Source organism: Salegentibacter sp. Hel_I_6, from assembly GCF_000745315.1.
Lineage (GTDB): Bacteria > Bacteroidota > Bacteroidia > Flavobacteriales > Flavobacteriaceae > Salegentibacter.
Genome location: NZ_JQNQ01000001.1, coordinates 1,500,273 through 1,525,764, shown reverse-complemented (window position 1 = coordinate 1,525,764; position 25,492 = coordinate 1,500,273). Strand labels below are relative to the sequence as shown.

Here is a 25,492-nt window from a genome sequence, read left to right as displayed (position 1 = left end):
ATTGTTTTAATTGTTAATTAGCGTTTCGGCCTTCCTGATGAATTCCTTGATTGCCTTTTCCATATTTTTGGTTTTTTTATAAATGGCCATTATGGCCTCGTTTTCGGTACCGTCGGTGAGGTAGGCAGCATAGACTTCGGGTGGTACTTCCAGGCGGAAAATGTTACTTTCTTTTCCGATCTTGATGAAGATCTCGGTGTACTTGCGCTTGCCGGTCAAATTATTCCTGATCGATTTCAACTGGTTGAGATCGTGGCTGGAAAGGCTCAAGCGCCTGGCCAGTTCTTCATAACCTTTTTCATTATTCAGGCTGTAAATCACCTGGGTGTTTTCCAGGATGCTTGAGGAAGTCGCATTATTAGGAAGCTGGTTTATGGATTGCAAGATGATTCCAATGGCACCGTTCTGTTTACGAATGGCCTGGTAGTAGAATTCAACGCTTTCCAGGACATTTTCAAATTTGAGTTGCTTGGCAAATTCATCAAAAAGAATAATTCCCTTTTCTGCCCTGTTTTTCCAGATCGTGCGTTGGATCGCTGACTTGATTAGTTTGAGCATCACCGAGAGGATTTCTTTATTGTCTTTGACTTCATCGAGTTCAAAGACAATCAGCCGCTTATCTTCAATCTTGTAAGTTTGATCTTCGCTAACTTCAAATAAGAAGCTGTATAGACCATCGGCGACATACTCCGAGAGCACGTGCAAAAAGTTGGTAACATTGAAGTAGTCGGGATGGATTTTAAGGGTCTCCAGCAGCTCATCTTTTCGCTGCTCGATAAAACGGTAAAAACTATCTAAGGAATGGTTTTCCTTGTTGTTTTTGTAATAGTAACGGAGGATCTTTTTAATGGCTACGGATTGCGCTTTGGTAACCTTATCATCTGAAGCAATGAGTTCTAATAGAAAAACCGAAAGGTCTTCTAACCGCTCTGGGCTAACATCATTGGGATTGGATATGTAGAAAGGATTGATCCCTAAATTCTTTCCGCTCTCGTAGCGCAAGACAGTGTACTTATCAGGATAGAGTTTTGCGAACTTCGTATAAGAACCTCCAAGATCGATAATCACCAGCCGAACCTCGTTTTCAAAATATTGACGTAGAATGTTATTGGCCAGAAAGGATTTCCCTTCCCCGGTAGGGGCGAAGATGGCAAAGTTCCGTGCCTTAATGCGTTTCTTTCCCTCGTCCCAAACATCTTTTAGCACAGGGATATTATGCTCACGGTCATTAAAAATGATACCTGTAGGGTCCGTTTTATAATTGGTGTTATTGATAAAAAGGCACAAGGCATGTTTTAGATCGGTCACATAGAGATCTTCATCGGAAAAATTGGAAGAGAAGCAGCAGTAGCTGTTCAGCAGGTAATTCTTTCGTTCTTCGCCTCTTGGAGCGTAAGGGGTAATGTCTAGTTCCTTGAGCTCAGCCTTAATTTTAGAAGCAATGCCTTCCAAATTACGAAGATCACGATCCCAGAAGATAACATTGAGATGGCCACGAATAATCCGCGCGTTATCATCGCTATTAATCTTTTCCAGGATTTCCTGAATCTTTCCTAGAACGACTTTGTTTTGTGATCCAAAGTTGGAACTTTTGCTAAGTTCTTCTACTTTTTTATCCAGTAGCTTGCGCCATTTGTGTTTATCATCCAGGTAGAGTACCTGGTTGACTATATGGTTTTCTCTTAAATGAAGCCCCAGCCCATCAATAAACCCCTGGTGAAATACAAAATCATCGGATGTAAATTTCTCATTGGTCTTGCTCGACTGTACCCTTTCGCCAAAGCACAGCTCGCTATTGATAGCCAGGGCATCAAAATAATTATCCCCAGTTTGAATATGTTGTTTTTCGAGTAGGATATCGGTATCGAAACCCTCATTGAAACCATTAAAATATTCCGTAGTGAGGTTTTGGATTTCCTTTGCTTGAAACGCTTGTATAGAAACCTTTCGGCTGTTAGCGATAAAGGAAACACAATCGTTGACCGAGCCGATAAAGCTTTTAAGGTTGGCATCCAGTTCCCTTATAATTTCTTTGGAAACTTTTCGAAAAGGGTTTAGGTATTTGGAGTTGTTTAAAGCTTTGTTCCTGGCCAGGGTGAAAAATATTAAAGAGCGGTGCGCTATATATTCCCGATCTTTAAAATGATCCCGTGTGGCTTTTTCTAAAAAGGTTTTGTTTGGAAGTGACGTTGCAGTGAATGCTTTCTTCTCATAAATATCCTGCTTATGCACTACTGTACCCACCGGCAGGGTTTTAAGCGCCTGAAACCAAGTGGCGTGCAGGTCTTCAAAATCTTTTTCCGATAAGGAGTAAATTTCAGGAAGGTCAAGCCGGTAACATAGGACAACGTTACCGTTTGCGGCAAAAACAACATTGTCCCGAATATCGGTAATAGGCCAGTGAGAGGCGAGGTTAATCTTTTTCATAATGGATACCTGAGTTTCTTTTATTACTGATCATTTTTGGAAATGCCCCGGTCATCTGTAGAAATTCCAGGAGCCTACTGATACGGTTTAACCCGATATACAAGAATGCATTAAAGAGCAGGGCGCTAATAATCACACCCAGACTGAAGGAGAAAATGATCACCAGTAGGGACGCGATTATCGAAAGCATCATTAGCGCGAATAGGGGAAGGGAAAGCCCAAAGATTACCGCACCTTTTCGAATGTTCTTATAAGGTTCATACTTTTTCATAATTGTTCCTTTGTGTATTTTTAAATCTGGCTTAGCTTCCGATCTAGACTACAATGGTGATCAAATAGGTGAAGATTCCCACCACAGCGCCTGCGATTAGAACAAAGACCAACACTCGGGTTATTCCTTTTTTGAGATCGGAGTTTTCCCCAAAGAAGTGACCGGCATTAAAAAGAAAGCCGACTAAAAAGATGACTCCAAGAATGATTGGAAATATATTCCTTATAGTATCGGAAATATCGGCTACGGAATCTTCGATCCCACCGATTTGCGCAAAAAGTGACGTGGATAGCAACGAGAAGAATGTTGCCAGAAAGATTGATTTTTTCATAACGAAGGATTTTAAATTTTTGACTCGTTTTCATTATGAGAAAATTAGAAATTTAATGACTTAAATAATTGAAAATCAATAAATTGTGAATAAAATATTATTTGTATTAGATTGATTTTCAATGCTTTCATTTAGCATTAAATAATATTAGTTTTTGGAAGAGGCTTGTTAATAACTGGAAATGTGGAAAGGGGAGGAGGGGACAAAAACATCAATTTTGTGATTTTGTTCCAGAATATGTGCATCAATTTTGACAAGAACCGGCAACCAGAAAACGAATTGTTATTGAAGTTGGACACGGGGGAAAAGATTCAATTCAGGCACCATTGGAATAAATGACATTGAAGGAAGAAATTATGTTGAATATTGGATTGGAAATTTTAAGGCCCAACAAAAAGTCAGAAACACCATTGGATATTTTATTGACCCGTTATAACCACAAGCTTTTCTTCTTATAAGAAAGAGCTATAATTTGGCCAAGCATTTTAACTATTCGGATAATTCAGAGGATAGTGGTAAACGTTGGCAAGAACGAATCTGGAAATTCAAAAGGAAGCTGTATGGTTTGCCTATCAATTGCAGAACCAAAAAGCAATTAGGGTTTGAAAGTAGGGGTGTGAAAGTTCGAATTGTCACGTGTTAATTAAAACTGTTTATGAATGTTTAACTGCGCTTTTGGGATTCAGTTAATTTTCGAGCTTTGTCTCTTATAGTACTAGATTGGATAATAAAAATTATATTAACTAGGAGTGAGTTAGGGATGGAAATTACTAAATGTTTAAAAGAGATTTTAATTGAAGCTTATAAATACTCCTTATAAATCTTGAATTAGATAGGTCTTTAAGCTGGAATCGTCAAAACTTAATTTTTTTAAGGACTCTTCGTGGTCATAAAAAAGCACAATATTCTTTTTGAGAGTACTTTTAGATGACCAATAGACCATACCCTGAACATCTAAATCGGGATTATATCGTAGATATTCTGTAATTACTTGTGTTGGCAAATAGTCGAGAACAGAATTTTTATTTTTTATAGGCAGGCTAATTTCTTTCATAAAAGTTTTCATAAAAAAAATTATGTCCCTAAATCGATTGTTATCTCTATCCAAAACTGAAGGTATATCCGGAAGCTTCGTAAGGTCTACAAGTTGTAATTTCTTATTGTTTTTGAATATTACAGTTGTATAGTAAGGACTTGAGGTGCGACTCTTACGAACTACTTCTTTGATAGTTAGATCTTTGTTTTGGCTACAATAAAACAAAGATATTCCCGCAGCATTCATCCTACCTGATGTTTTATTGAGAGAGTTTGGCAAGGAGGCAATATGCGAAGCTTCAGATACTTCATCTATTATTTGGTGTTGTCTAGTTCTATAAAACTTTGAGTTTTCAGGAAGTTCAATTATCATATTGTTCTTTAAAATGGCATATTGAACCTGATGAAGTATGTCCGCGGGGTCAGATAAATTCCATTGTTTGAAAGTATTGGGAAAATGAAAAGCGAAGCGAGCTTTATGTCTTAGAACTAATTTAAAGTGATTCCATAGGTCGTGAAGAAAATCCTCGTGAGAACCAAATTCGTCTCGTTTACAGTATAACTGGTCAGTTTCTAATTGATTATAAATATCTTCTATTAGTTGGTCGTCCTCAATTCGTAAATCAAAGGGATCATTCCACCACACTTCACTAAATGGCATTACATTTCCGCCGTAACCATATTTTGAATCTTTCTCTAAAAATCGACTATTAGCCGGATCTTCGTAAATGTAGTTTAGTCCATCTGCTAATATCTCAAGAACTGATTCTAACTCTATTACAACCCTCACTTTCCCACAATAAGAGCAGCGGCTTTTTTTTCCATTTTCCTCTATATGATTATTGATGTAATCATCGTAAAAATGGTTTTGACAGACAAAAGACCCAATATTGAAATAATACCCTTCTTCAGGATCTCCAGGTTTATTAAAACGTCTTGTCCAAGCCATATAACATTCAGCTTTCTTGAGGTTGTTAAATAATTAAGTTTCGGAAGAATATATTTTAAATTTTTATCCAAAAATGATCGAGATTAACTTCATCTTTCTCTCTTTCCACTTTGGACTTGTAATGACTGTAATGCGCATAGTTTTTTTGTAGTTTTAATAACTCACTTTCAGACCAAATAGGGTATAATTCCGCTATCCAAGAATTTATATTTTTTAACCAATATTGATATTCTTCTTTCTCTACAAATGCCAACATTCCACAATGAGAATGACCAGCTCCGTGTTTTCCTAATTTGAATCGTTCGATTCCACCGTTTGGATTTCCAGCTGTTGTTTTACCTACAACATATTCTTTTTCACGAGAACTTATGGGTGTGGGTAATCGTTTAGCTTCCATTACAAAAGAAGGTTTATGGTCTCTGCCTTCTTCAATCATTGAATAAAATACATCGGGAATACCTTTAGTTTTATGATAAATATCCCTGTATTGAGTAGCAACCATTAACGATGTGGAAAGCTTTTGTAGTTGAACAGTGTTTTGTGCTATGAAGACTTGAGTTAAACTATCCTCATTCCAATCGGAATTTTTATGCGTATGTATGGAATGAATGAAGGGTTTTGCGGTATTCGAAATACTTTCCAAAATCTTACGACGAATATCTTCTGCAGAAATGTCTATACTTAAAGAAGCCTCAATGCTGTCTTCAGAAAAATCATCGACCACCATTCTTAATTTATATTTTTCACTAAATCAATTAAGGTCTTATCAGCATCCCTGTAAGCTTTATGAGAAAGCCAGTACCTTTTTTGATTTGGTTTAACAATAACTATCGTATTGTCGGAATGATAATACCGAACAATCCTTTGGGAGTTTAATCTACTTGAAATCTGAAAATTGGATAATGATTCAATCTCTTGAAGACCATCTTTTTTCCAGTTTATTTCATTTTTAGATGATGCCGAACTATATTTAAAAACTACACATATATAACTGCTATCATAAAGCTCGCAAACTTCATAAACTTTAAAAGTTTGCTTTCGATTATTTTGTATGTTGTTTAGTAGTTTACAATATTCAATACCATATAACTCAATTGTATTTTTTAGTTCATTTCCTTCAAGTTTATCCAAAATCACAGAACGTTCTCCGTGCCGTAAAAAGTCTTGATAATATGTGTTGACGTCATCTATGATATTGAGATCTATATGGCTGAAAAACTCTTTCCTATCCTCAACATATGGCAAGGTCATATAATCTTTTTTTAGGATAGCGGAATTCAAATTAATTAATACTTGACTACTTGTACAGAATATAAAAAAGCGATAAAAGTCAGAGTTTTTCTCAAAATTATTAGCAATACTCCGCAAAACCTTTAAATTATTAGTTTCTGATTTTACGGATATTAATTTGTCCTTGAACGAAAAAGACTTTTGGGTATTCAGAAAAACTGGTAATTTTTCTGTACCCATATTTTCCCATAGAATTACATTAGGTGATTCAAAAAATAGTCTTTGAGGGACTTTTGAAAAAATAGTATTATTAGGTATCGATTCTAACTGTCGGTAATCAATCCCTCTTGCAGTGATAGCTGACGTAGGCAAGGTTTCGAGTTCGTACATATAGCTCGGTTGCATTTTCCCATGAGACCCTTTTTGATAGCCTTCCATCGAAACACAATCTTCAGATTTCAGATAGTCTTCAAAATCATCTAGCACTTGTGATTTAGCTATCAAACTTGCAATCCTACCACCACCTAATAAGTTGATTTTCCAAATAAAGTGATTATTTACCGCATCATTTCTATTAACGAAATGAAAATCGTATTCATCCACCTCAAAAACTATACGTTCTTTGACCGCTTTAGTTCTCCTAAAGATTAAATGCAGGATATTTTTACTAAAATCTGGTTTTTCATTACGTAGAAATATAGCGGCACTAGCTACATCTGCGCCATCCCACAGACTGTTATTACGCCCTAGTGGGGTGAAATCAAGGACTTGAAGCACATTATAATTTGAAAACAACCTATCCTTAAATTCCGTTGAACTTGTATTGTAGAGAAGACTGGATGATTTGATTATGAGGCATTGCAATCCGCCAGGCTCTAAAAATTCTAAAGCTTCGGATAAAAACTTCAACGCAATTTGACCTTGCGGAACATCTATGTTTTCCTTCTCCCACTTTTTATTATATAAGTTAAGGGCTCCACGGTCAAAAGGTGGATTGCCAATAATTCTTGAAAACTTCTTATTACTTATTTTTTTGAAGTCAGCTCTTTGTTCAGAATCTTTATCTTCTTTAACCAATAAGTGCTCTATAAAAAAGTCAGAATGTAAAATTTGATTTTCTGTAAGGTCACTAAATTTTAATTCGTTGATAATCTGTTTAGGAGAAAGCTCGTCGCAAAGTGCGAGACAAAGACTAAAGGCTGCAAGTTTGGTTGCCTGATACTCTTTATCAACACCATAAAGACATTCTAAAATAGTCTTTAAAGTTTGAATATTTGGTTGTTTTAGGTCGTTCTGTAAGCGCCACCATTGTACCAATCTTTTAAAAGCCAATACAAGGAAAATTCCCGATCCGCAAGCAGGATCCAAGATTGTAAATGATTTGATGTCAATACTGCCATACTGATGTAACGGCATAATTTCATCAACTAATAACTGCGCTAAATGGGATGGTGTGTAAAAGATGCCATCTTTTTGTTTTTTCTCTTTTTGGCTAAACAAGGTATCATCGCCCCCAGCCAAAAACTCTTCGTAGATACGACTTATCAATTCTACGGGAATATAACTGAATTCGTAATATCTTATTAGTTCAAGAATCTGATTGTGGCTTTCTTCGGGTCTTTTATAAGCTTTCAAAGCTTCAACAAGACCATTTAAATTTAAAGTAGGTATTAAATTCTTCTCTTCGGAGTTCCATTCAAAAAGATTACCATTTAAATCGTGCTGTAAATCATCTAACAGAGCCACAAAATTTCCATTAGACAGAACGTCTACAAATTCTTGGCAACTGCCATATTTCTGGAAATATTTTTGGTTAAAAGAGCTATTACCATCTGGGTCTTTTCTTTCCTCTAAATATTTAATCATTATCGACTGAATAATGATTTTTTTTATTATTCGCTCATCGGCATTGGAATTTGAGAATGCAATTTGTTTAGCTATCTCTCTTATCCATCGTATAAGGATATCGTAGGAAGATGCATTGAATTTAAATTTATTTTTAACACTAGATTCTTCCCAGAACGTTCCTGTTTTTATCTTAACGGCAAAATTTGCGTTATAAAGTTGATGAGCCTTGGCTATATTATTTAAACTCGCCAAATAAACAGGCTTATTATCATCTTGAATATGTTGTGTGCAATCGAGTATTTTTATTTCCGTCTTGTAAAAAATACAGACAATAGGAACAGCACCGTTGCTCCATACCATTTTTTGAATATTGCTCAAATGGCTCTCATCAGAATCTGATTGAGTAAAGTCGTAAATATAAATTTGCGCTTTGAACTTGTTAATTTCATTTCGGAAAAAAACTGCCGAAGCCTCAAACTTTATTGCTTTTTCAAGTTGAAGTTTTACTGATAAATCTTCTGTTTGCTTATAATCATCAGTAAAGAAAAGACAATGATTGTTCTCTTGGTTAAAACCAAGAGAATTCAATCCGTCTTTAAAAGTTTGAGATAGTTGCAAAAGGTTAAGATTTTTACACAAAGATAAAATTTAACGTCACAATTCGGATGTTTAAACAAGCCTATTTACTTTAAGAAATATTTTATAAGGTAGTTATCATTACCAGTGACACTACTAGTAATAGGCTTCTACTTTCTCTTATCTCTAACCACTTTTTCAAAAGCAATTAAATTAAACAATTCCCGCATCCGGCTGCGAACACGGTTACCGTAACGTTCTTCCAATTCTTCAGCATTCAAATTAGTGGTAGCATGTGTTTTTACTTTTCTATTGGTTTCCAGGAAAAGGTCATATCGGGAGAGTAGTACTTCTCCCATAACATTCAGGTCTTTACCGTAAAATCTACCGGGCGGTTCAACGCCCATATCATCAAAACAGAAAAACCTGGAACTTCCATATTCTTCTATAGTTTTATATCCCAAATGATTAAAACTAAAGGTTACATTTCGGCAAGGGATCATTTCGTAAGGGCGTTGTGCGGGCACCAGGTGCCTTAATAATTTCATCAAAGAAGTTTTACCGCAGCCTACTGGACCTGAAAGTAGTATCCCTTTTTCGATATCAATTTCAAATTTATCGCAGGTAGCCTTGTCCCTGATGAAATAAGAACATAACTTCAATAGGATTTTTTTGTCTTTCTTATAAATTTTGAAATTCTTCCCGAAGAGCAATTTTCCTTTGGCATCAAGGTAGACCAGAATTTTTTCAAAGTCATAGTGCACACACTTTCCGTCAAACCTGCCTAAGGAATATTCAATGCCACCTTCAATTATTTTAGAGGGGTTGTCCATAATCTTTATTTTTAGTGGTTCGCAGGTTGTCCCTGAAATGGGATACTTGCTTTTTATTTAATTTCTTTTTTTGTTTCATAAGCGATTTCTGTTCAACCCAATATTTTGCCAGAGCGCGCCAATCTCTCACATCAGAACCATCGCTTGTTTGCCACTTCCGGTCTTCATAGTACTCGTAGAACTCTTTTCCATAATCAGGATTAAAATTTTTATTACTAAAAAAATCCAGTACCACCTTCAAACTGTTTGGATGTTTATTATGTTTTATTGGTTTAGTATTGTTTATAGTAGATACCAAAGCTTGTCCACTGACGGGACAGTGTTGGTCTATTACTAGTTCCCTATTGGGATGGTAGCGTTCCGCAAGCTGTTCCAATTTGGGATCGTAATGAGCTTCCTCAGGTTCATCACCTGTCTCAATAATGGACATCTTGATCTTGCTGCCTTTGTATGGGTTATTGGAAGGAAAATATTTCAGATAATTCCAGGTGTCAAGATCGGTTATACATCTGTGATAGGTAGATTTAGATCCTATCTTTGCAGCATTCATCAAATCCCTTCGGTTCACGAAAAAACCCGACGCAAACCTGCTGCTATTCCATTCCTGGAATAAAGCCATATACAAGCTGATATGCGTTGGATTTAGACGATCATCAAAATAAAATTTTTCAAAAGCGGCGTTTAAAAGCTTTATATAATTCATCGCTTAATATTCTAAATGATGCACGCGATTCTCTTCCATTACTTTTTGGATTTCATCCATCTCGTAATAAATGAGCCCACCTATTTTGGTATAAGGCAACGTACCGTTTATTCTTAAGTTTTGAAGCGTTCCAGGACTTACCTTGAGAAGATCCATAACTTCAGCAGATTTCAGGTACTTTTTAATCCTTCCTGACTTTTGCTGGGCAAGCAGTTTTTTAATGTCATCCAGCAGTTCCATTTTAAATTCTCTTAAATCGTCGGTGGTAATAATTGATGTAGGCATAATACAATGGATTTTAAAAAGGGGACTATAGGTTATATTAATTTAAATAGCCCCCTTCAGGTTATTAAAGAAGTCTCCTTTCAAAATTGTAATTAACCTTTGAGAGTTTTTATATAGGGATGTGGTAACTACGTAAAACTTTAACGTTTCATAGTTTTTGATACGATTTGAGATAATTTGGTAAATTCAGTGCCTTGAAAAATGAATTTTGTGCCGGAAATAATAGACAAAACCGAAAACACGTAACTACGTGGTTACTTACGTGTTTTTAGAATAGAAAATAAAAGGAAATTGAAAGTGGTTGCACTCCTTTACAAGAATCGAAAAGTATTGGATAATGAGATGGAGAAAGATAATTTACTAGCAGGGCAGGGGTACAGGGTTAATTGGCACTATTAATCATCATCCTTATTCATTTTGGCCTCAAGCAGCATTATTAATAGATTTAAGAATTTAGTGCGGTCACCTTTTCGAGCTTTAATATTGGAGTAGGTTTTATAGGGATTATCCAGCTTGATATTAAAAATATCTTCGAAAGCCTTACAAATGGTAATAATGTCGGTCGTTCCGTGGTTTAAATAACCACTGGCAAATAAGGCATAAATAAGTTCAATTAAATCGGTTTTTCCGCCCGACCATACTAAAATGCTAGGTTGGCGTTCTCTAAATTCAGAACTACTGCCGGGCTCTAGCCGTTCTAATTGTTCTCGGATATAATGAATATAACGATACAAAGCCTGTACTTTGGCCCAGAGCATATCGTGACTGGTAGAAAACTCAGGATTTTCGTAATAATTAATGGAAGGGCTGAGGGAAAAGTCCACCTGACCCTGACGGCTAAAAAACTGATGATCTAAATAACTATGGTTTTGTTCCATATAATGAACAAAACCGTTATTAGTTGAAAAGAACTTATTAATTTTTTTGATTTCCTTTTTTAGAAATCTAACCTTATTGGAATTTCCTGCTTTAGGCAAAAGGAGTTCACAGGAACGAACCTCCGTGAAATAGATAAGGTAGCTCATCGGGTAGGGTTTGATATTTTTGAAAAAATCAATTTCTGATTGGCTATCCTCAAAATCTTCCCGGTCCACCAACTTTTGTAATCGGGATAAAGTTTTGATACAAAGATTTATACCGCATTCAGCCTTTTTCAAATCGGAATCCTCCGACTTGATTAGGTCTTCAACCTTTTGGCTAAATGTCGACATAGTCTTTTCGAACATGCTAGTAGTAAATGAGAATATATAAAATCGTTGTTGGGCTCTTTTCAAGTTTGGTTTTGTTTAAATATATTATACCAGGGGACCCTAATTGGCAATAAATTAGCTCAAATTATATGCTTTTAGAGGTTAAAAGCAGAAAAAATGCTAAATATTAATGAAATTCACAAGTTTACTTCCAGAATGTATAAGTATTAATTTATTTTTATCTTTTATATTTGATATGTGTAAAACTGGTTCTTCCAGATACTCCCTTAAAAAACCCTACTTAACTCATATAAACAGCCCCTTATGTTTAAAGGTAAGTATGGTACATATTGGATTGAGAATGGTATTCTTTTCGTAGATTATAAGCCAGAACTTATAGTCTCCCTAAAAGTTGCCAAAAGAATTGCACGCGACCGGATGGAATTTCAGCAGAACAAGGAATATCCGGTTTTTTGTAATCTTGACGGTATTATTGATTCACACTCAGATGCCCGGCACTACCTTGTTCAAGAAGGGACATTGCTAATAAATGCCCTGGCACTTCATTCCACATCTCCGGTTGCTCTCCGGCTTACCGAATTCTATCTCAAAATTCACAATCATAAAATACCGACTCAGATTTTTAAACATAAATACCAGGCTATACATTATTTAAAACCTTACACCCAGTGAAATATTAATCTAAACCTACAATTATGGAACGTGAATTTAATAGGGCAAATTTACGTGGTATATACCGCATGCTTACCGAAATAGCTAAAGGCAATTTTGCCTTTCAAATCAAACGCACCTACCACCGGGATGAGCTCGAAGGGCTCAATGCTTATGCAAATCAAACTTCAGAAGAACTTTATAGAAAGCGGCATCAATTTTTATGGCTTAATAGAAATACCGAAGCTATGGTGATCCGAACGGCGAACTTTCTGTTGGACAAAAATTTAAGGGTGATGGATTATAGCTATAAGCATCCTGATAATATTGAAGTTGCCGAAAATAATATTTTAGGCAAAGCATTTTCTGAACTACTTGTTAGAAAATTTCAGCATACTTGGGAGAAAAAAATCCTGAAGTTCATGGCAGGCAAAGAACAATCTTTTGATATCCGTCTGGAATATCATTTTGATGAACTACTAAAAATAAATTTGCATACTGTTGTCTCGAGGTTAACCGGTGTACTGGAGGAAAAATATATAGTGACTTCTTATCTTATGGATGGCTCTAAAGATTTTTTCTCAGAATTACCAGAAAATTCCGAAATCAAAACGTTTTCAAAATGGGACCAAAAATTATTTCACGAAATCCATATCTATATTATTCACCATTTGGATGAGCCTCCTAAAACTTTAGATCAATTAGCAATGCTTTTTAATACTAATGAATATAAAATAAAGACTGGGTTCAAAGAGATTTTTGGATGTACCCCAACGCAATATTATAATAAGCAGCGCATCCGGGAGTGTAAAATACTCATTGAAAATACGAGTCTCTCCCTAACGGAAATTTCAATTAAGATGGGCTTTAGTTCTTACCCCCATTTTTCGAAGAGTTTTAAAAAGGAAACTCATGTAACTCCTAGATTTTACAAAAAAATCACCCGAAATTCATAAATTTTGGGTGAATTTATACTGATCTGACAAGTTTGCCTCCACTTTAGCTAAGTATTTTTACTGATATTTACACTGTTGATGATCAATGAATTAAAAGCTTTTAAATGGAGTTTTTGAAGAATGAAGTTAAGAGGCAAAAAACTATAAGCGCTACTTCATTTTCAGTAACACTCCTAAAGATATTATTGCGCGATGATGCAGGTGGAAGCCGATTACCTGTTTTGCAACGGCATTATTTATTAATCTATAAATTTAATACAATGAAAAATTTAAAATTTTTATTACCGATGTTGGCAATGATATTTGCCATAGGATTGATGTTTGCAACTCCCACTGAGGACAATGATCCGGACAATGATTATGTCATATTAAATGGCTCTTGGGAAGCGATTCCTGAACAGAATTGTGAAGCTGGAGAATTTGACTGTCAGGTACGTTATGGACAAAATGGGCCTGTTTTAGAAGTTTATGATGCCATGGGGGATGAGGAGCCAAAACCTAGTGGTACAGAAACACCAACTGTCATTAACCCATAATAATGAGAACAGCCTAAACATAATTTTAGTGTTTCATAATTATTTTCACCTCAGGAGTATTTTCCTGAGGTGTTTTTTTAATTGTTAATAATCAAATTATTTGAGGCTTTATAATTTTCAGGATACCCTAAAAATTCCTGATAATTTTCTTGGGTCATAAATTGCTGTACGGCGTTATTGATGTCATTCAAATTGATAAAGTGCTCCAAAATTGTCCCATATTTCAAGACTTCCTGGACTATATCTTCTTCGAATACTGTTTTACGTTCTAAATAGTTTGGCCAAAAATTGAAATACCCAAAATTGCTGAACCTGGCTTCATAAGAATTCAATTCCTTCCTAATCGCAATATCTAACCATTCTTGATCCACACCATCCCTTTGTAATTCTTCAAATTCCTCTATAGCATATTGTAGAAGCTTATCTTCATTTCCAAGGGCGCTATCAAATACAATCTCAAAGGCATATGTATCGGTATTTACCCAATGCCCGCGGGCTGATGGGGCGTAGCAACCATTCCGCAATCGTTCATAGATTCGTTCGTGTAAAGCCTTTGATAGCAATTGAAGTTCTATTTGAGTTTTAATAGTCCTTTTGGCTTTAACCGGAAAAAAAAGCCGGGCGTACACCTGATTGGTGTTCTTATATTCCAGGTTTTCTTTTATTGGTTCTAATGGGAATATTAATTTCTTCCTGGTCAGATTTTCTTTTTTATGCGCCGGAAACTTCGAAAGCGTATTTATCAATATTTTTGAGATTTTGTCCTTATCAAAATCACCGGTAATTATAAAAGTAAATCCTCCGATATCTGAAAAATTATCTTTTGCAGCTCTAAATACCTCCTTCATTTCAAGCCTTCTTAAATCCCGGATGTTTAAAACCGATAACTCAGGATACCAAGCGGTTTTTATTTTATCCATAGTAAATTCTGTGGATCCTCTTAGTCCCATTCCTCTTAATTTTTTGGATTTATTTTCTTTCCAGGCTTTAAATGCTTTCTCATCCTTTCGATGCTGGTCAAAGTATAGATATAAAAGATTTAGAAACTCTGTAAGATTTCCTTCGTTAGCTTCCCCATTAATATGCTGATATTCCGGATCTGCATATAAATGAAGGTTGATATTGTTATCATCCATAAAACTTTCTAGTTCAAACTTATTATAGGATCCAGCGCCACTGTATTGAATTACTTCTGGGGAAACCTGTCCCAGGAGATATTCTCTTTTCTTATTTAATGGGGCCGGGATGGGGCGGAAGGCTTTGATTGAAATAGAATTTACGAACTGATCTGAAATGGGGTTGCTGGGTTTGAGCATAACTTTTACATCATTGGGAAGTATGATAGTTGATACTCCAACCAGGTTTTTTGAAAGTTCAGCTCTAACCATTGCTTCGTTATTGGGGATATTCGCTACATCATCTAAACTTTTTATAGCAGGGTTAGGTTTGGTAAAAGGTTCGACAGGCATTTTTTCTACTTCTTTAACCCATTCTTTTAGTAGTTCACTTTCCGGCAAATCTTTATTTTTCCCTTTGTAGAAGATATAATGGGTATTCCGGGAAAAATCGCCATATTTTTTAATAAACTTATGGAAATCCTTAAGTTCAATTTGAGCTAGAATTTTAGAAGCTACTTTTGCTTCCATATGCGGCCCTGGAGCTACCTTACCATCTGTGAAATGCTTTAAAAGACGCTGGGTGATAAAATCGGAACCTTTACGCCTTTGGTCTTTATAATATTGATAAACCCTCTTTTTTGCCTGGATCAAATCATTTTCCTGAATCCCAACGTGCAATTGTTTCCAGGCAATTAATCCTCTACGGAAACTTGAATTTAATTCTTCTAGGTTGCCTTCTCTTAACTCAAGTCTCATAAGACTTGTCTTTAAATATCGGCCTGGATAATGATCAATTTTAAAATCGGGGTCAAAATATTCGAAGGGAGAATCATACTGTACTTCAAATATCTTTTGTTTTTCACTTAGCACATTTTCATAAAGTTGCTGTAGTAGCATATCTTTATAGTCATCTTCCGTTTTGGCTTCTAAATCGAAATTAGGTCGTTTGCGAATAATTTCGAGTTGAATACCCGAACCAATACTGTCAGTTACTATAGAAAACTGATTTTTATTATTAAGTATTTTATCAATTCTTTCGATTTGTTGTTTAGGTACAGGAACCGGTGGGTTTTTTAGATCTGAAAACAAGTCTATAATTTCATACTCGAGACTGTCAACATTTATATCTCCAACAATAACGGCGGCCTGTAAATCAGGTCGATACCAATCTTCGTAAAATCTCCGTAAAGCCTGATGGTTGTATTGTTGTAGGTTTTCAATGTGTTCTTTTTCATTGAACATCCTGTTTCCTGAATTCTGAAATAATTCTTTTTTTCTGCTAAGTTCTCGCCATCTTCTATAAGGATTTGAAGTTCTCATTTCACCTTGAACCGCAGCGCGTTCGGTAGCAATAGATTCTTTGTTCCATTCATTTCCTTGTGCGAACTCCTTAAATATATGCAGGCTTCCATTTAGGATTTTTTTGTCGGAAGATGGTATAGTTGCTTTATAAAATGTATAAGTGCCAGTCGTGTAGGCATTCTTAAATCCCCCGGCATTACTAAAATACTCACTGACATTTGGATAACTTCGGGTTTGTTTAGCGACCAGGTGTTCTAATAAATGAGCATATTGCAGTTGATCTTTATCTTCATTGATATATCCTGCTTTTACAATCAAACTTAGAATGACTTTTTCTTCCGGGTTTTTATTTCTTTTTAAATAATATGTAAATCCATTATCCAATTTTCCATACTTTACCGTGGGATCCAAAGGTAAAGTTTGAAGGTTTTCCTGATTAGATTCTTGAGACAGGCAACTTATTCCAAAAAGGAAATTAAATATAATTGGCAGGCATAATTTTAAATGTGTCATCTGTTTATATTTAATAACCTTCATTCTGACTTAGATTAGGATTCCGCATACGTTCTTCAGAAGGGATGGGGTACCAAATATCAGTAGCTTCCCATAATGGGTTTTGGCTCCCAAGAACTTCACCTGCCCTTCCCGTACGTTTTAGATCAAACCAACGATGACCCCATTCTGTAAATAATTCTTTTCTGCGTTCTAGCATTATGATATCAAGGAGTGCTTGTTGGCCAATTTCTGGACTGATCTCAGAAATTAATGAAATCCCTGCGCGTTCTCGAATGACATCAATATCTTGTAAAGCTTCGGGGAGGTCTCCTAAGTGCGCACGGGCTTCTGCCCGTATGAGGTATTGTTCTGCCAGACGCATTACCATGGAATATTCTTCTATTGGGTAATCATTACTATTCCTGATTTTGTACTTATGCGCAAAAAAAACTTCTAGCCCGGAATCATATCCTATCCAATTGGCTAGGCGTTTATCTTCCTGGTCAAAAATAGCAGCCAATTCCTCTTCTAATTCAATACCGGCCAGAAAAGAAAGCACAGGATCTACAATTAAAAGATTACCTTCATTTGTATGGGTGGAAAGACCACCTCCACCAAGTGGGGAGATTTGCCAAATTGCTTCCTTACTATTTGCCAGAAATACTTCTTCGGGATCATTTAAAATTTCGTAGTTGGATGTTGCCTCAATTACCTTGCTGCTAAAAGTTTCAGCGTTATCCCAATCTTCGAGGTATAGATAGACTCTGGCCAATAATGCACTTGCGGTGTAACTATTTACCCTGGTTCTTTCATTTTCGGGAAATTCACCTCCCAATAATTCCTCAGCTAACAACAAATCATTAATTATTTCTTCATATACTTCGCTCATTGGTGTTCTTGATAAAAGTTGGTTTTCTTCATAATCTGTAGTTAAAAGCAATGGAATATCACTGTATAAATTAACCAGGTTGAAATATGAAAAGGCTCGGATGAAGCGAGCTTCACCTTCTAATTGAGTTTTGACCTGTTCCGATATTCCTCCTGAATTTTCCAGGCCTTCGAGTAAAGAATTAGTCATATAAATTATATTATATGCACTAGACCAAATACTTAGGTTGCCACTGTTGTCAGGGATAATTTCATTTTGTTCAAATTGTATTCGTTCAATATTGGTATCATAAATATTACTAATATTATCACCAGAGAAACCAGACAAAATAGTAATACTATTGCGCTGGCCATTAGAAAATTCAGCCCTAAACAGTTCGTTGTATATTCCTGTCATTGCGCTTTTTGCTGTACCTTCATTTTCAAAAACTACATCCCGAACCATTTTGTTTTCCGGAGCAGCGACTTCTACAAAATCTTCGCAAGAAGAAAAGAGATAAACTGATAGTAATAAAGTGACTATGATATGATTATATTTAAATTTCATAAGAGATATTTTAGAAGTTAATTTCCAATCCGCCTGTAATTGTTCTTAAATTTCCTAGGCCGAAACCAGGCCTTTCGGGGTCCATCCCATCATAATTGGTGATAGTAAGTAGGTTCTGTCCGTGAAGAAAAAATTGTGCATTTCTAATCCCCGTATTTTTTAGCAGATTTCCAGGAAATTGATAAGAAAGGGATAGCGTTTTAAGTCTTATATAAGAAGCATCCCGAATAGGAAAAGTTGTATTAAGTACCCGGTTGTATGCTGTTTGAGAAGCAATAGATTGGGATATTTGCTGATAGGGACTTTCTCCTTGAAGTTCTGATAAAATTAATTCAGTGGAGTTACTGGCGGTGCCAGCTGCAAAAGAAGTAAGTCTTCCATCCTGTTTTACAAATTCCCAAAGAAACTGTAATGAGAAATTTTTGAAGGATAGGTTATTATTGATACCGCCGTAATACTCACGATTTTGATCACGCACTATCAATCGGTCCTGATAATCATAACTACCATCGTCGTTTACATCCCGAATGCTATAAAACCCTGTTTCAGGATCTAACCCGGTATAATCATATAGTAATGAAATGTTTAAAGGCGAACCAACACGGTAAGTATTTGCATAAGAGGATTGCTCAATATCGGGGTAACTAATCAATTCGTTTTCTGGTATTGTTAGGTTAATTGAACTTTCCCATCTAATACTTTCTGTTTTAATATTTAAACTGTTAAACTCTAATTCCAAACCCCTATTCTCCACGGTAGCGGGTAAGTTTGCCTGTACAGAGGTAAAACCTGTTATGTGCGGAAGTGGATAACCCACTAATTGGTTTGAAGATCGGTTTCGATAATAACTTGTGCCCAGTCGAATTCGATCTTTTATAATCCCTAATTCTAAGCCACCTTCAAGTTTTTTATTTACTTCCCAGGAATAATTCGGATTTGCAAGGCCTGTGGGGTACAAACCTCCAGGCCCTATGGTGGCTTCGTAGGCATCTAAATAACCATAATCGCCAATTTGATCATTTCCGGTGGTTCCGTAACTTCCCCTAAGTTTTCCAAAGCTCAGGAAAGGAAATATTTTTTTAATAAATTTTTCTTCACTAAAAATCCAGGCAGTTCCTACTGCACCAAAATTGGCAAACCTGTTATTAGGTCCAAACCGAGAAGATCCGTCCCGTCTACCCGTAAAATTCAGGTAATATTTACTATCCCAGTTAAGCCCAATTCTTGAGAAAATTGCAGCATATCGATATTCGGTATTTTCACGTATTGCATTGGTTATATTTTCCGCGGCTCCAATATTGCCTATAAGGGATTCGGAAGCATAACCATCACCTTGAAATCTTTCTGAAAAATCATTATTTTCTTGAAAAGTAGCCCCTATCAGGAAATTTAAGTTTAGGTCTTTGAAAGATTTATTATAGTTCAATTGGGGTTCAATAATCCAGGAATCTCTAATAGCGGTTAAATGTGACGACCTATGATAAATAGCATCGGAAGGATTGTAAGACCGCCTGGGCTGTTTACGAAGTTCGCGGGAATTATAATAGGTGTATCCTAAACTAGATTTAAATTCCAAACCCGGGAGTAATTTATAAGATAAACCAATATTCGAAATAAGATTATTGGTGTTGGTAGTACTGCGGTTAAAATATCCGGCAAATGGATTGTCTAAACCGGCTTCTCCCCATTCATCCCAATGCAAACTTCCATCCTCGTTAAAAATAGCAGGTGCATTTGGCGGTAAAAAGGAAATAGACGAATTAAAACTAACGTTGCCCACCAAATTATTTACATCTACACCATAATTTACTGAAAGGGCTAAAATAAATTTATCGTTCTTTGAACGGTGATTTAAATTTAAATTTCCTGTAACTTTTTGGTAATCAAAATCTCCAGGGTAAACTGTGCCTTGAGAAAAATAAGAACTACCCAATCTAAAGGAGGTATTTTCATTCCCTCCTTTAAAGGTTATATTAGCATTAGTAGTCTCCGAAGTGCCACCAAACAGAAAATCTTGCCAGTCGGTGTAACGATCCTGGTCCCACAATAAAAGATCAAAAGCATTACTCTCTGTCGGCTCAACCCCGTCGTTTTCAAAAGCTGTTCTTCGTACCTCCAAATACTCTTCGGTATTCAGTAATTCCAGTCTATTAGGTACGCTGGCCACTCCTGTATAGATTCTTGTCTCCAAACCTGTACCCATTGCTCTGCCTTGTTTAGTAGTAATTAAAACAACTCCATTAGCCCCTCTCGACCCATAGATGGCTGTTGCATCAGCGTCTTTTAAAACTTCTATACTTTCAATGTTGGAAACATCAAGGTTATTTAAGGGATCTATCCCTGAACTAGACATAAGGGAACTACTTTCTACCGGGGTTGAATTGATAGGAACACCGTCTATAATATATAAAGGATAGTTTCCTTCTTCTCGTAAACTATTGGTTCCCCTAATCTTTATAGTAGGAGCCATCCCGGGATGGCTGCCACCAGAAGTAACTTCTACCCCCGCCATTCTCCCTTGCAATGCTTGTATAGGACTTACCACGGGCTGTAATTCTATTTCCTCTGCGGTAACTCTTGAAATATTTCCCGTTCGTTCCCGCTGTGTAATATTGTAATAGCCAGCATTAATTTTTACTTCGCCCAAGGCAGAAACATCCTCCTCTAATTGAATGCTAATTTCTTCGTTGTTTTCTACCGGGATTTCTACAGTTTTAAAACCTATATAAGAAAAAACCAAAGTCCCATTGGCAGGAGCAGAGATACTGTATTCGCCATCCAGGTTAGTTACTGTCCCTCTGTTAGTATTTTTAACTGTTACAGTTACCCCCGGAATAGGAAGGCCGTTTTGATCTTGTACTACACCAGAGATTTCTTGCTGCAAGGGCAGGGGAGTAGCTGTTGCTGCAGTAGCAGTTTTGGACAAGAAGAAGAGTATCCCGCCTATAATAATTAGCGCCACCCATTTAAGGCGCGAGTAATTATTTTTCATAATTTTACGTGTGATTTAAGTGAAACATTGTTTTACTTAAGCTTAGGCCTTCCCCACTCAGACGCCAATCTTTAGTATGGGAAGGCTTTTAGCTTAATTCAAATAGCCCCGAATACATTTATTATAAAATGAAGGGGATTTCCGGCTCCCTATAGCCGAAACTGCAAACCTATTACTAATGTTCCCAAAGCCCTTGTAGAGGCTTTTCCCACCCAAAGCTGTAAAAAAATATAGGGCATTACAGCACCCACGGGATTGTAAAAATTTTGGCCTGTCCCGCAACAAGCTTAAGATTAGACATACTTTTAGATAACCAAAACAGTTATTTTGATGTTGCGGAACTTAAAAATTGTAGAAAATCACTTTGAAAATTATGAAGAGAAATTGCCTTGTTTGCAAAAACAAAAAGGGCGCGGCTCAACTTACCGAATCAGGGTACTGGTATACCTTACGACAATAAGCAAGCCCACGCCCGGGTCGTGAGCATAATGCTTATCCTCTCGTCGTTAAAAATTACCAGTTTTTGATTCGAGATTCAAAGCGAAATGCTTCTAATATTTTACTTTAAGAAGTTTCGCAAATATATTAATGTTAATCAAATATAATAATTTATTTTAATATTACCGAATTCGGTAATAGAATTTTTACCGTGATCCTTCAAATTGCAGAAAAGCAAAATATGAAGGACAATAAAGTGGAAGAAATTAAAGCATTGATAGCAGCTAGATTGAAGCAAATTAAAGGAGATATTCCTTATAATGAGATATCAGGAAAGTGCCACACTACAGCGGCAAGAATTAGTGATGTAGCCAATAATAATATTGATTGTCAGCTTACCACTTTGATCGACATTGCAATTGGCTTAAGGGTGCATCCAATGGATTTACTAAATATTGATTATGATTTTAAAGAATATTATCGTAGTCTCGATGGAAAATAATTCCCTTTACGTTTTTTCGTAATATCTTTTGGTTAAAGATGTTTAGCTTTATAAAATTGAGTTTGTCCCGGTATATTTATCATTAAAAAGATAAATTGTAATGGATATACGAGTTGTTCGCAATTGTTAATACAGGTTCGATTTACTAATTTTCATCATTCCGATTTAGAGTAATTCCTTCAAAAAAGTAATCAAGTATATAATCATCAAAAACATCAATTTCAACATTATTTTTTACCGTCTTTAAACCAAGTGATTTAAATTTTTCTAGACAGGAATGAATATCTAATTCTTTATCATGAAAATTTATTAAACCTGCCTTATGTACTTTTCTTGACAACATTCTTGGGAGTCCATATTCCTCTAATTGATAGACTGCTGTGGGTAAGAACGCATGAGATGTTAATGACACAAATCGAGAAATGTCGTAATTTTTATCAGGTAAAATTTCCTTTTGTAAAATATTAATATCACTTAAAAGGGATGAGAGTTTAAATGTCACTTTCCTTTCCAATTTGAAAAAATCATCAATCCCAATATTTTCTTTTTCCAAATCACCCAATAAAACGGGTATAGGTTTAAACCAATTATATTTTAACTTTTTTACAAATTCAACAAATTTGGAATATTCTATTTCCCATCCTCCAGGTTGCAATTTAATGACCTTATATAGCATACGATCCCATTTTGAAGGAGCTGATGCATTCAAATAACCTAAGCCATTCCAATTATCCGGATTACTTTTCATATCTAAAGCAACATCCTTAATAAGATCCATGTTACTAGTTTGAAAACTATTTTCAGAAATTAATTGTTCAAACTGCTTATCACCTAAAATAACCCGCATTTCTTCTTTATAGGATATTATTTTAGCTATTTGGTCTGTGGTAAGTTCTTCCTTAAATTTTTCTTCATCAATATCTCCAAGAATCTCGTCAGGAAATGGAATATCTAATTGTGTTTGTGATTCTTTTGGTGGTTCGTCCAGGATGTAGATTTTACCAATAAAATGTTTAAACATTCTACCGCCCCTACCCATAATATTTTTATAGGTAAAATCATTTAGTTTAGCATTACCCTTTCCACTCCTATTAGCCCATATTACAACATTTTCTGCAGATGTATTGACACCCTCGATAATTGATGAAGTAGATATTAAATCATCAATACCATCATGCTTTTCAGAAAATAACTTTACCTGAATTTGGCTTATAGATCTATGTAATTTACCATTATGCACACCTGCACCTTTTTTTACCAATTTTGTCAAACTCCAATTATAACTATAGTTTTTACTTAGCCATTTTGAAAAATCAATAAGTACTTTTCTTTCTTTATCTGGTAAAGATGTTAGTAGTAAATTGGAAATATTATCTATATTTTTATAGGTGCCAGCGTAAATTAACGTCTTGGTTTGCTTATTACTCAGAATACCTACTAATGCAATACTTTTAGCTTCCTCATCCTTTTTTATATCTTGATATAAGTTATGCTTCTCAAGAAAGACTGTGTTGAAATCTAATTCAACGAATTCCATACCTTTTGTAAAAGGGTTATTCGTCAGTTTAGAAATGTTAGGTGCTAAGAAATACTTTTGTTTGGCAACTTTACCTAATTTTAGAATAGCTTTTATTAATGTTGAAGAACGATCCTTGTCAAAATTAGAACTTGCTTTGTAGAATTCGTCAATGATCAACATATCAATAGATTTTAATTTATTGACATAATTTATCGCTCTTTCTTGAGGAAAAATTAAAATATTCTTTTCAGCTAAATCTGCTTCCGCAGTAGTTATAATCTTATAAGAATCTGAGAATTTTTTATATAATCTCCTTCTAGTTTCATCCGTAAGAGCAATTGTAGGAACAATAATAACAACAGTATTCGGTTTGTTTATTGAAATGTAAGCATCGATTACAAAACTTTTCCCAAACGAAGTTGGAGCACTTACTGCTATGCTTTCATTGTTCAATAATTTTTTTAGAAGCCTAGATTGTTCTCGATGTAAAGGTAATTGGTCTTTTTCACCAGTGTCTACTTTAAAAATATCATATAAAAATTTCTCCTGCCAATTAGCGTTTTCATAATCAATATATGGATATAAACCAGTTTGCCGTATTAAGTTATTAATTAGTGGTGTATACTCAAGTTCCTCAGATTGATGATAATCTAAAAGTTTTATCAATTCATTCCTAGCATCATTCTCTTTATTATCAATAAGCAGGTCATTTATTTCACTACATTTTTGGAATACATCTATTGCCATAATTATTGATTCTTATAAAATTCAACATTATTTAGAAACTTTTCCACAATTGGCTTTTTTTCAGGTATAGGAAATAAGATTAAGTGAAAAGATATTTCTGAATATTTAAAAACTTTAGAATTGAGTTTCTTAATTTGCTTCTTAAAATACGACTCAGCACGTTCTATGTGATGTTCCATAATTTCCTTTTTATAATCTTCTGTCATTTCGATGCAAGAATTAGTGATATCACATTGATGCAATATTAAAATTGGAACATTCAGTTTTGCTTTAATTTTATCAACAGATGTGCTTTTTGATAATAGTTTTTTTATTTTTTCATAAACTTCTTTTTTGTCCTGTAAAATTGCCTGTAAGTCTTGAACGTTAGTTATAATACGGTTCTCTTTTTGTAGTTTTTCTTTCGTCAATGATTCCTCAACAGATTTGATAATGGTGCTTAACCTCGCATCCTCTATAGAATTATAGAATTTAGATTCCCCGAACCAAAGCGTAAAACTATCATCATCTTCCAAAACCACGTGAACGCTGTCCGCCCCTTTTGCATTATCCTTTGGATTCTGTTTATAAAAAATTTTTGGAACTGCAGTAAGAGCTTTGAAATGGTGCTTCATAAACCCATATAAAAGAATTTCAGCCAACTCACTGCCTTCTGTTTCTCCGTAAGGATTATCTATTAAACGTAAATTTTTCGCTGCTTCGATTAAAGAAGAATGTGATTGATTTATTAAAGCATTTCGATCTTGATATGAAAGTGCGGTTTCCGCTATATTATCCCAAATAAAGTTTTGAAATTCTTGGTATCTCCACTTTCCTTCTTCAAAACTATTGACCACACTTAATACTCGTTTACGATCAATATCTTGTAATTTTGTGTCCGGATTTAAATTACAGAAAAAATCATCTAATAAAATTTCAAAATCACCGATTGAGGGTTCATCAGAATTTTCCATTTAGCGTATTTAGGTTAGTATTGAACGCTAATATACTTTATTTTACACCTAAGAGTTTAATCATCAACTTAGAATTAATTTTAAATCTAGTAAAAACAACTGTCTACAATAACTAAGATTCAGTGTGGACGGCACAGCCCAATAAGCAC

The 25,492-nt window shown here is 35.2% G+C and carries 19 protein-coding genes; 4 read left to right on the top strand and 15 right to left on the bottom strand.

Annotated features, from left to right (window positions below; genetic code table 11):
• Window positions 1-6 precede the first annotated feature (6 nt).
• The 10 genes from FG27_RS06655 to FG27_RS06610 form a co-directional block, all read right to left on the bottom strand.
• Window positions 7-2,427, bottom strand: a complete 2,421-nt coding sequence (locus tag FG27_RS06655) for a TraG family conjugative transposon ATPase (RefSeq protein WP_037317130.1) — start codon at window positions 2,425-2,427, stop codon at window positions 7-9.
• Window positions 2,414-2,698, bottom strand: a complete 285-nt coding sequence (locus FG27_RS06650; RefSeq protein ID WP_037317128.1) for a hypothetical protein — start codon at window positions 2,696-2,698, stop codon at window positions 2,414-2,416. Before FG27_RS06650 ends, FG27_RS06655 begins: the two co-directional genes overlap by 14 nt.
• A gap of 43 nt (window positions 2,699-2,741) precedes the next feature.
• On the bottom strand, window positions 2,742-3,029 hold the full coding sequence (locus FG27_RS06645) for a hypothetical protein (protein ID WP_037317126.1): 288 nt from the start codon (window positions 3,027-3,029) through the stop codon (window positions 2,742-2,744).
• 814 nt (window positions 3,030-3,843) lie between these two features.
• Entirely contained in the window at window positions 3,844-5,013 is a 1,170-nt protein-coding gene (locus FG27_RS06640) for a HEPN-associated N-terminal domain-containing protein (RefSeq protein ID WP_037317124.1), read from the bottom strand.
• 55 nt (window positions 5,014-5,068) lie between these two features.
• Window positions 5,069-5,740: a hypothetical protein gene (locus FG27_RS06635; protein ID WP_051935781.1), complete on the bottom strand. Its 672-nt coding sequence runs from the start codon at window positions 5,738-5,740 to the stop codon at window positions 5,069-5,071.
• 2 nt (window positions 5,741-5,742) lie between these two features.
• Window positions 5,743-8,709 carry a class I SAM-dependent DNA methyltransferase gene (locus FG27_RS06630; protein WP_037317122.1) on the bottom strand — a complete coding sequence of 989 codons (2,967 nt, stop codon included), beginning with the start codon at window positions 8,707-8,709 and terminating at the stop codon, window positions 5,743-5,745.
• A gap of 128 nt (window positions 8,710-8,837) precedes the next feature.
• A complete protein-coding gene (locus tag FG27_RS06625) occupies window positions 8,838-9,500 on the bottom strand; it encodes an ATPase (RefSeq protein ID WP_037317120.1) in 663 nt (220 codons plus the stop codon).
• Window positions 9,484-10,203, bottom strand: a complete 720-nt coding sequence (locus FG27_RS06620; RefSeq protein ID WP_037317118.1) for a hypothetical protein — start codon at window positions 10,201-10,203, stop codon at window positions 9,484-9,486. Before FG27_RS06620 ends, FG27_RS06625 begins: the two co-directional genes overlap by 17 nt.
• Window positions 10,204-10,206: 3 nt before the next feature.
• Window positions 10,207-10,488: a helix-turn-helix domain-containing protein gene (locus FG27_RS06615; protein WP_037317115.1), complete on the bottom strand. Its 282-nt coding sequence runs from the start codon at window positions 10,486-10,488 to the stop codon at window positions 10,207-10,209.
• Between the two features lie 395 nt (window positions 10,489-10,883).
• Complete coding sequence (locus tag FG27_RS06610) at window positions 10,884-11,699, bottom strand: RteC domain-containing protein (protein WP_369794099.1); 816 nt, start codon at window positions 11,697-11,699, stop codon at window positions 10,884-10,886.
• A gap of 303 nt (window positions 11,700-12,002) precedes the next feature.
• Between FG27_RS06610 and FG27_RS06605 the strand changes: the two genes are divergently transcribed.
• The 3 genes from FG27_RS06605 (at window position 12,003) to FG27_RS06595 (ending at window position 13,842) form a co-directional block, all read left to right on the top strand.
• Window positions 12,003-12,371 carry a hypothetical protein gene (locus FG27_RS06605; protein ID WP_037317109.1) on the top strand — a complete coding sequence of 123 codons (369 nt, stop codon included), beginning with the start codon at window positions 12,003-12,005 and terminating at the stop codon, window positions 12,369-12,371.
• 23 nt (window positions 12,372-12,394) lie between these two features.
• Window positions 12,395-13,306, top strand: a complete 912-nt coding sequence (locus FG27_RS06600; protein WP_037317106.1) for an AraC family transcriptional regulator — start codon at window positions 12,395-12,397, stop codon at window positions 13,304-13,306.
• 113 nt (window positions 13,307-13,419) lie between these two features.
• A complete protein-coding gene (locus FG27_RS06595; RefSeq protein ID WP_231563293.1) occupies window positions 13,420-13,842 on the top strand; it encodes a DUF6520 family protein in 423 nt (140 codons plus the stop codon).
• Between the two features lie 77 nt (window positions 13,843-13,919).
• On the opposite strand, the gene FG27_RS06590 is transcribed toward FG27_RS06595, so the two are convergent.
• From FG27_RS06590 to FG27_RS06580, 3 genes are read right to left on the bottom strand one after another with little or no spacing between them, the layout of a single operon-like run.
• The gene (locus FG27_RS06590) at window positions 13,920-16,775 is read right to left on the bottom strand and encodes a M16 family metallopeptidase (RefSeq protein ID WP_197051671.1); all 2,856 of its coding nucleotides are present in this window, start codon (window positions 16,773-16,775) and stop codon (window positions 13,920-13,922) included.
• Between the two features lie 10 nt (window positions 16,776-16,785).
• Window positions 16,786-18,192 carry a RagB/SusD family nutrient uptake outer membrane protein gene (locus FG27_RS06585; RefSeq protein ID WP_037317100.1) on the bottom strand — a complete coding sequence of 469 codons (1,407 nt, stop codon included), beginning with the start codon at window positions 18,190-18,192 and terminating at the stop codon, window positions 16,786-16,788.
• A gap of 10 nt (window positions 18,193-18,202) precedes the next feature.
• Entirely contained in the window at window positions 18,203-21,184 is a 2,982-nt protein-coding gene (locus FG27_RS06580) for a SusC/RagA family TonB-linked outer membrane protein (RefSeq protein ID WP_037317098.1), read from the bottom strand.
• A 679-nt stretch (window positions 21,185-21,863) separates the two neighbouring features.
• Here FG27_RS06580 and FG27_RS06575 point away from each other — a divergent pair.
• Entirely contained in the window at window positions 21,864-22,124 is a 261-nt protein-coding gene (locus FG27_RS06575) for a hypothetical protein (protein ID WP_156101212.1), read from the top strand.
• A 145-nt stretch (window positions 22,125-22,269) separates the two neighbouring features.
• On the opposite strand, the gene FG27_RS06570 is transcribed toward FG27_RS06575, so the two are convergent.
• Window positions 22,270-24,390 (bottom strand): DEAD/DEAH box helicase, encoded by a 2,121-nt coding sequence (locus FG27_RS06570; protein ID WP_037317091.1) that lies wholly within the window; start codon window positions 24,388-24,390, stop codon window positions 22,270-22,272.
• Window positions 24,391-24,392: 2 nt separating this feature from the next.
• Complete coding sequence (locus FG27_RS06565) at window positions 24,393-25,343, bottom strand: DUF1837 domain-containing protein (RefSeq protein WP_037317088.1); 951 nt, start codon at window positions 25,341-25,343, stop codon at window positions 24,393-24,395.
• Window positions 25,344-25,492 lie beyond the last annotated feature (149 nt).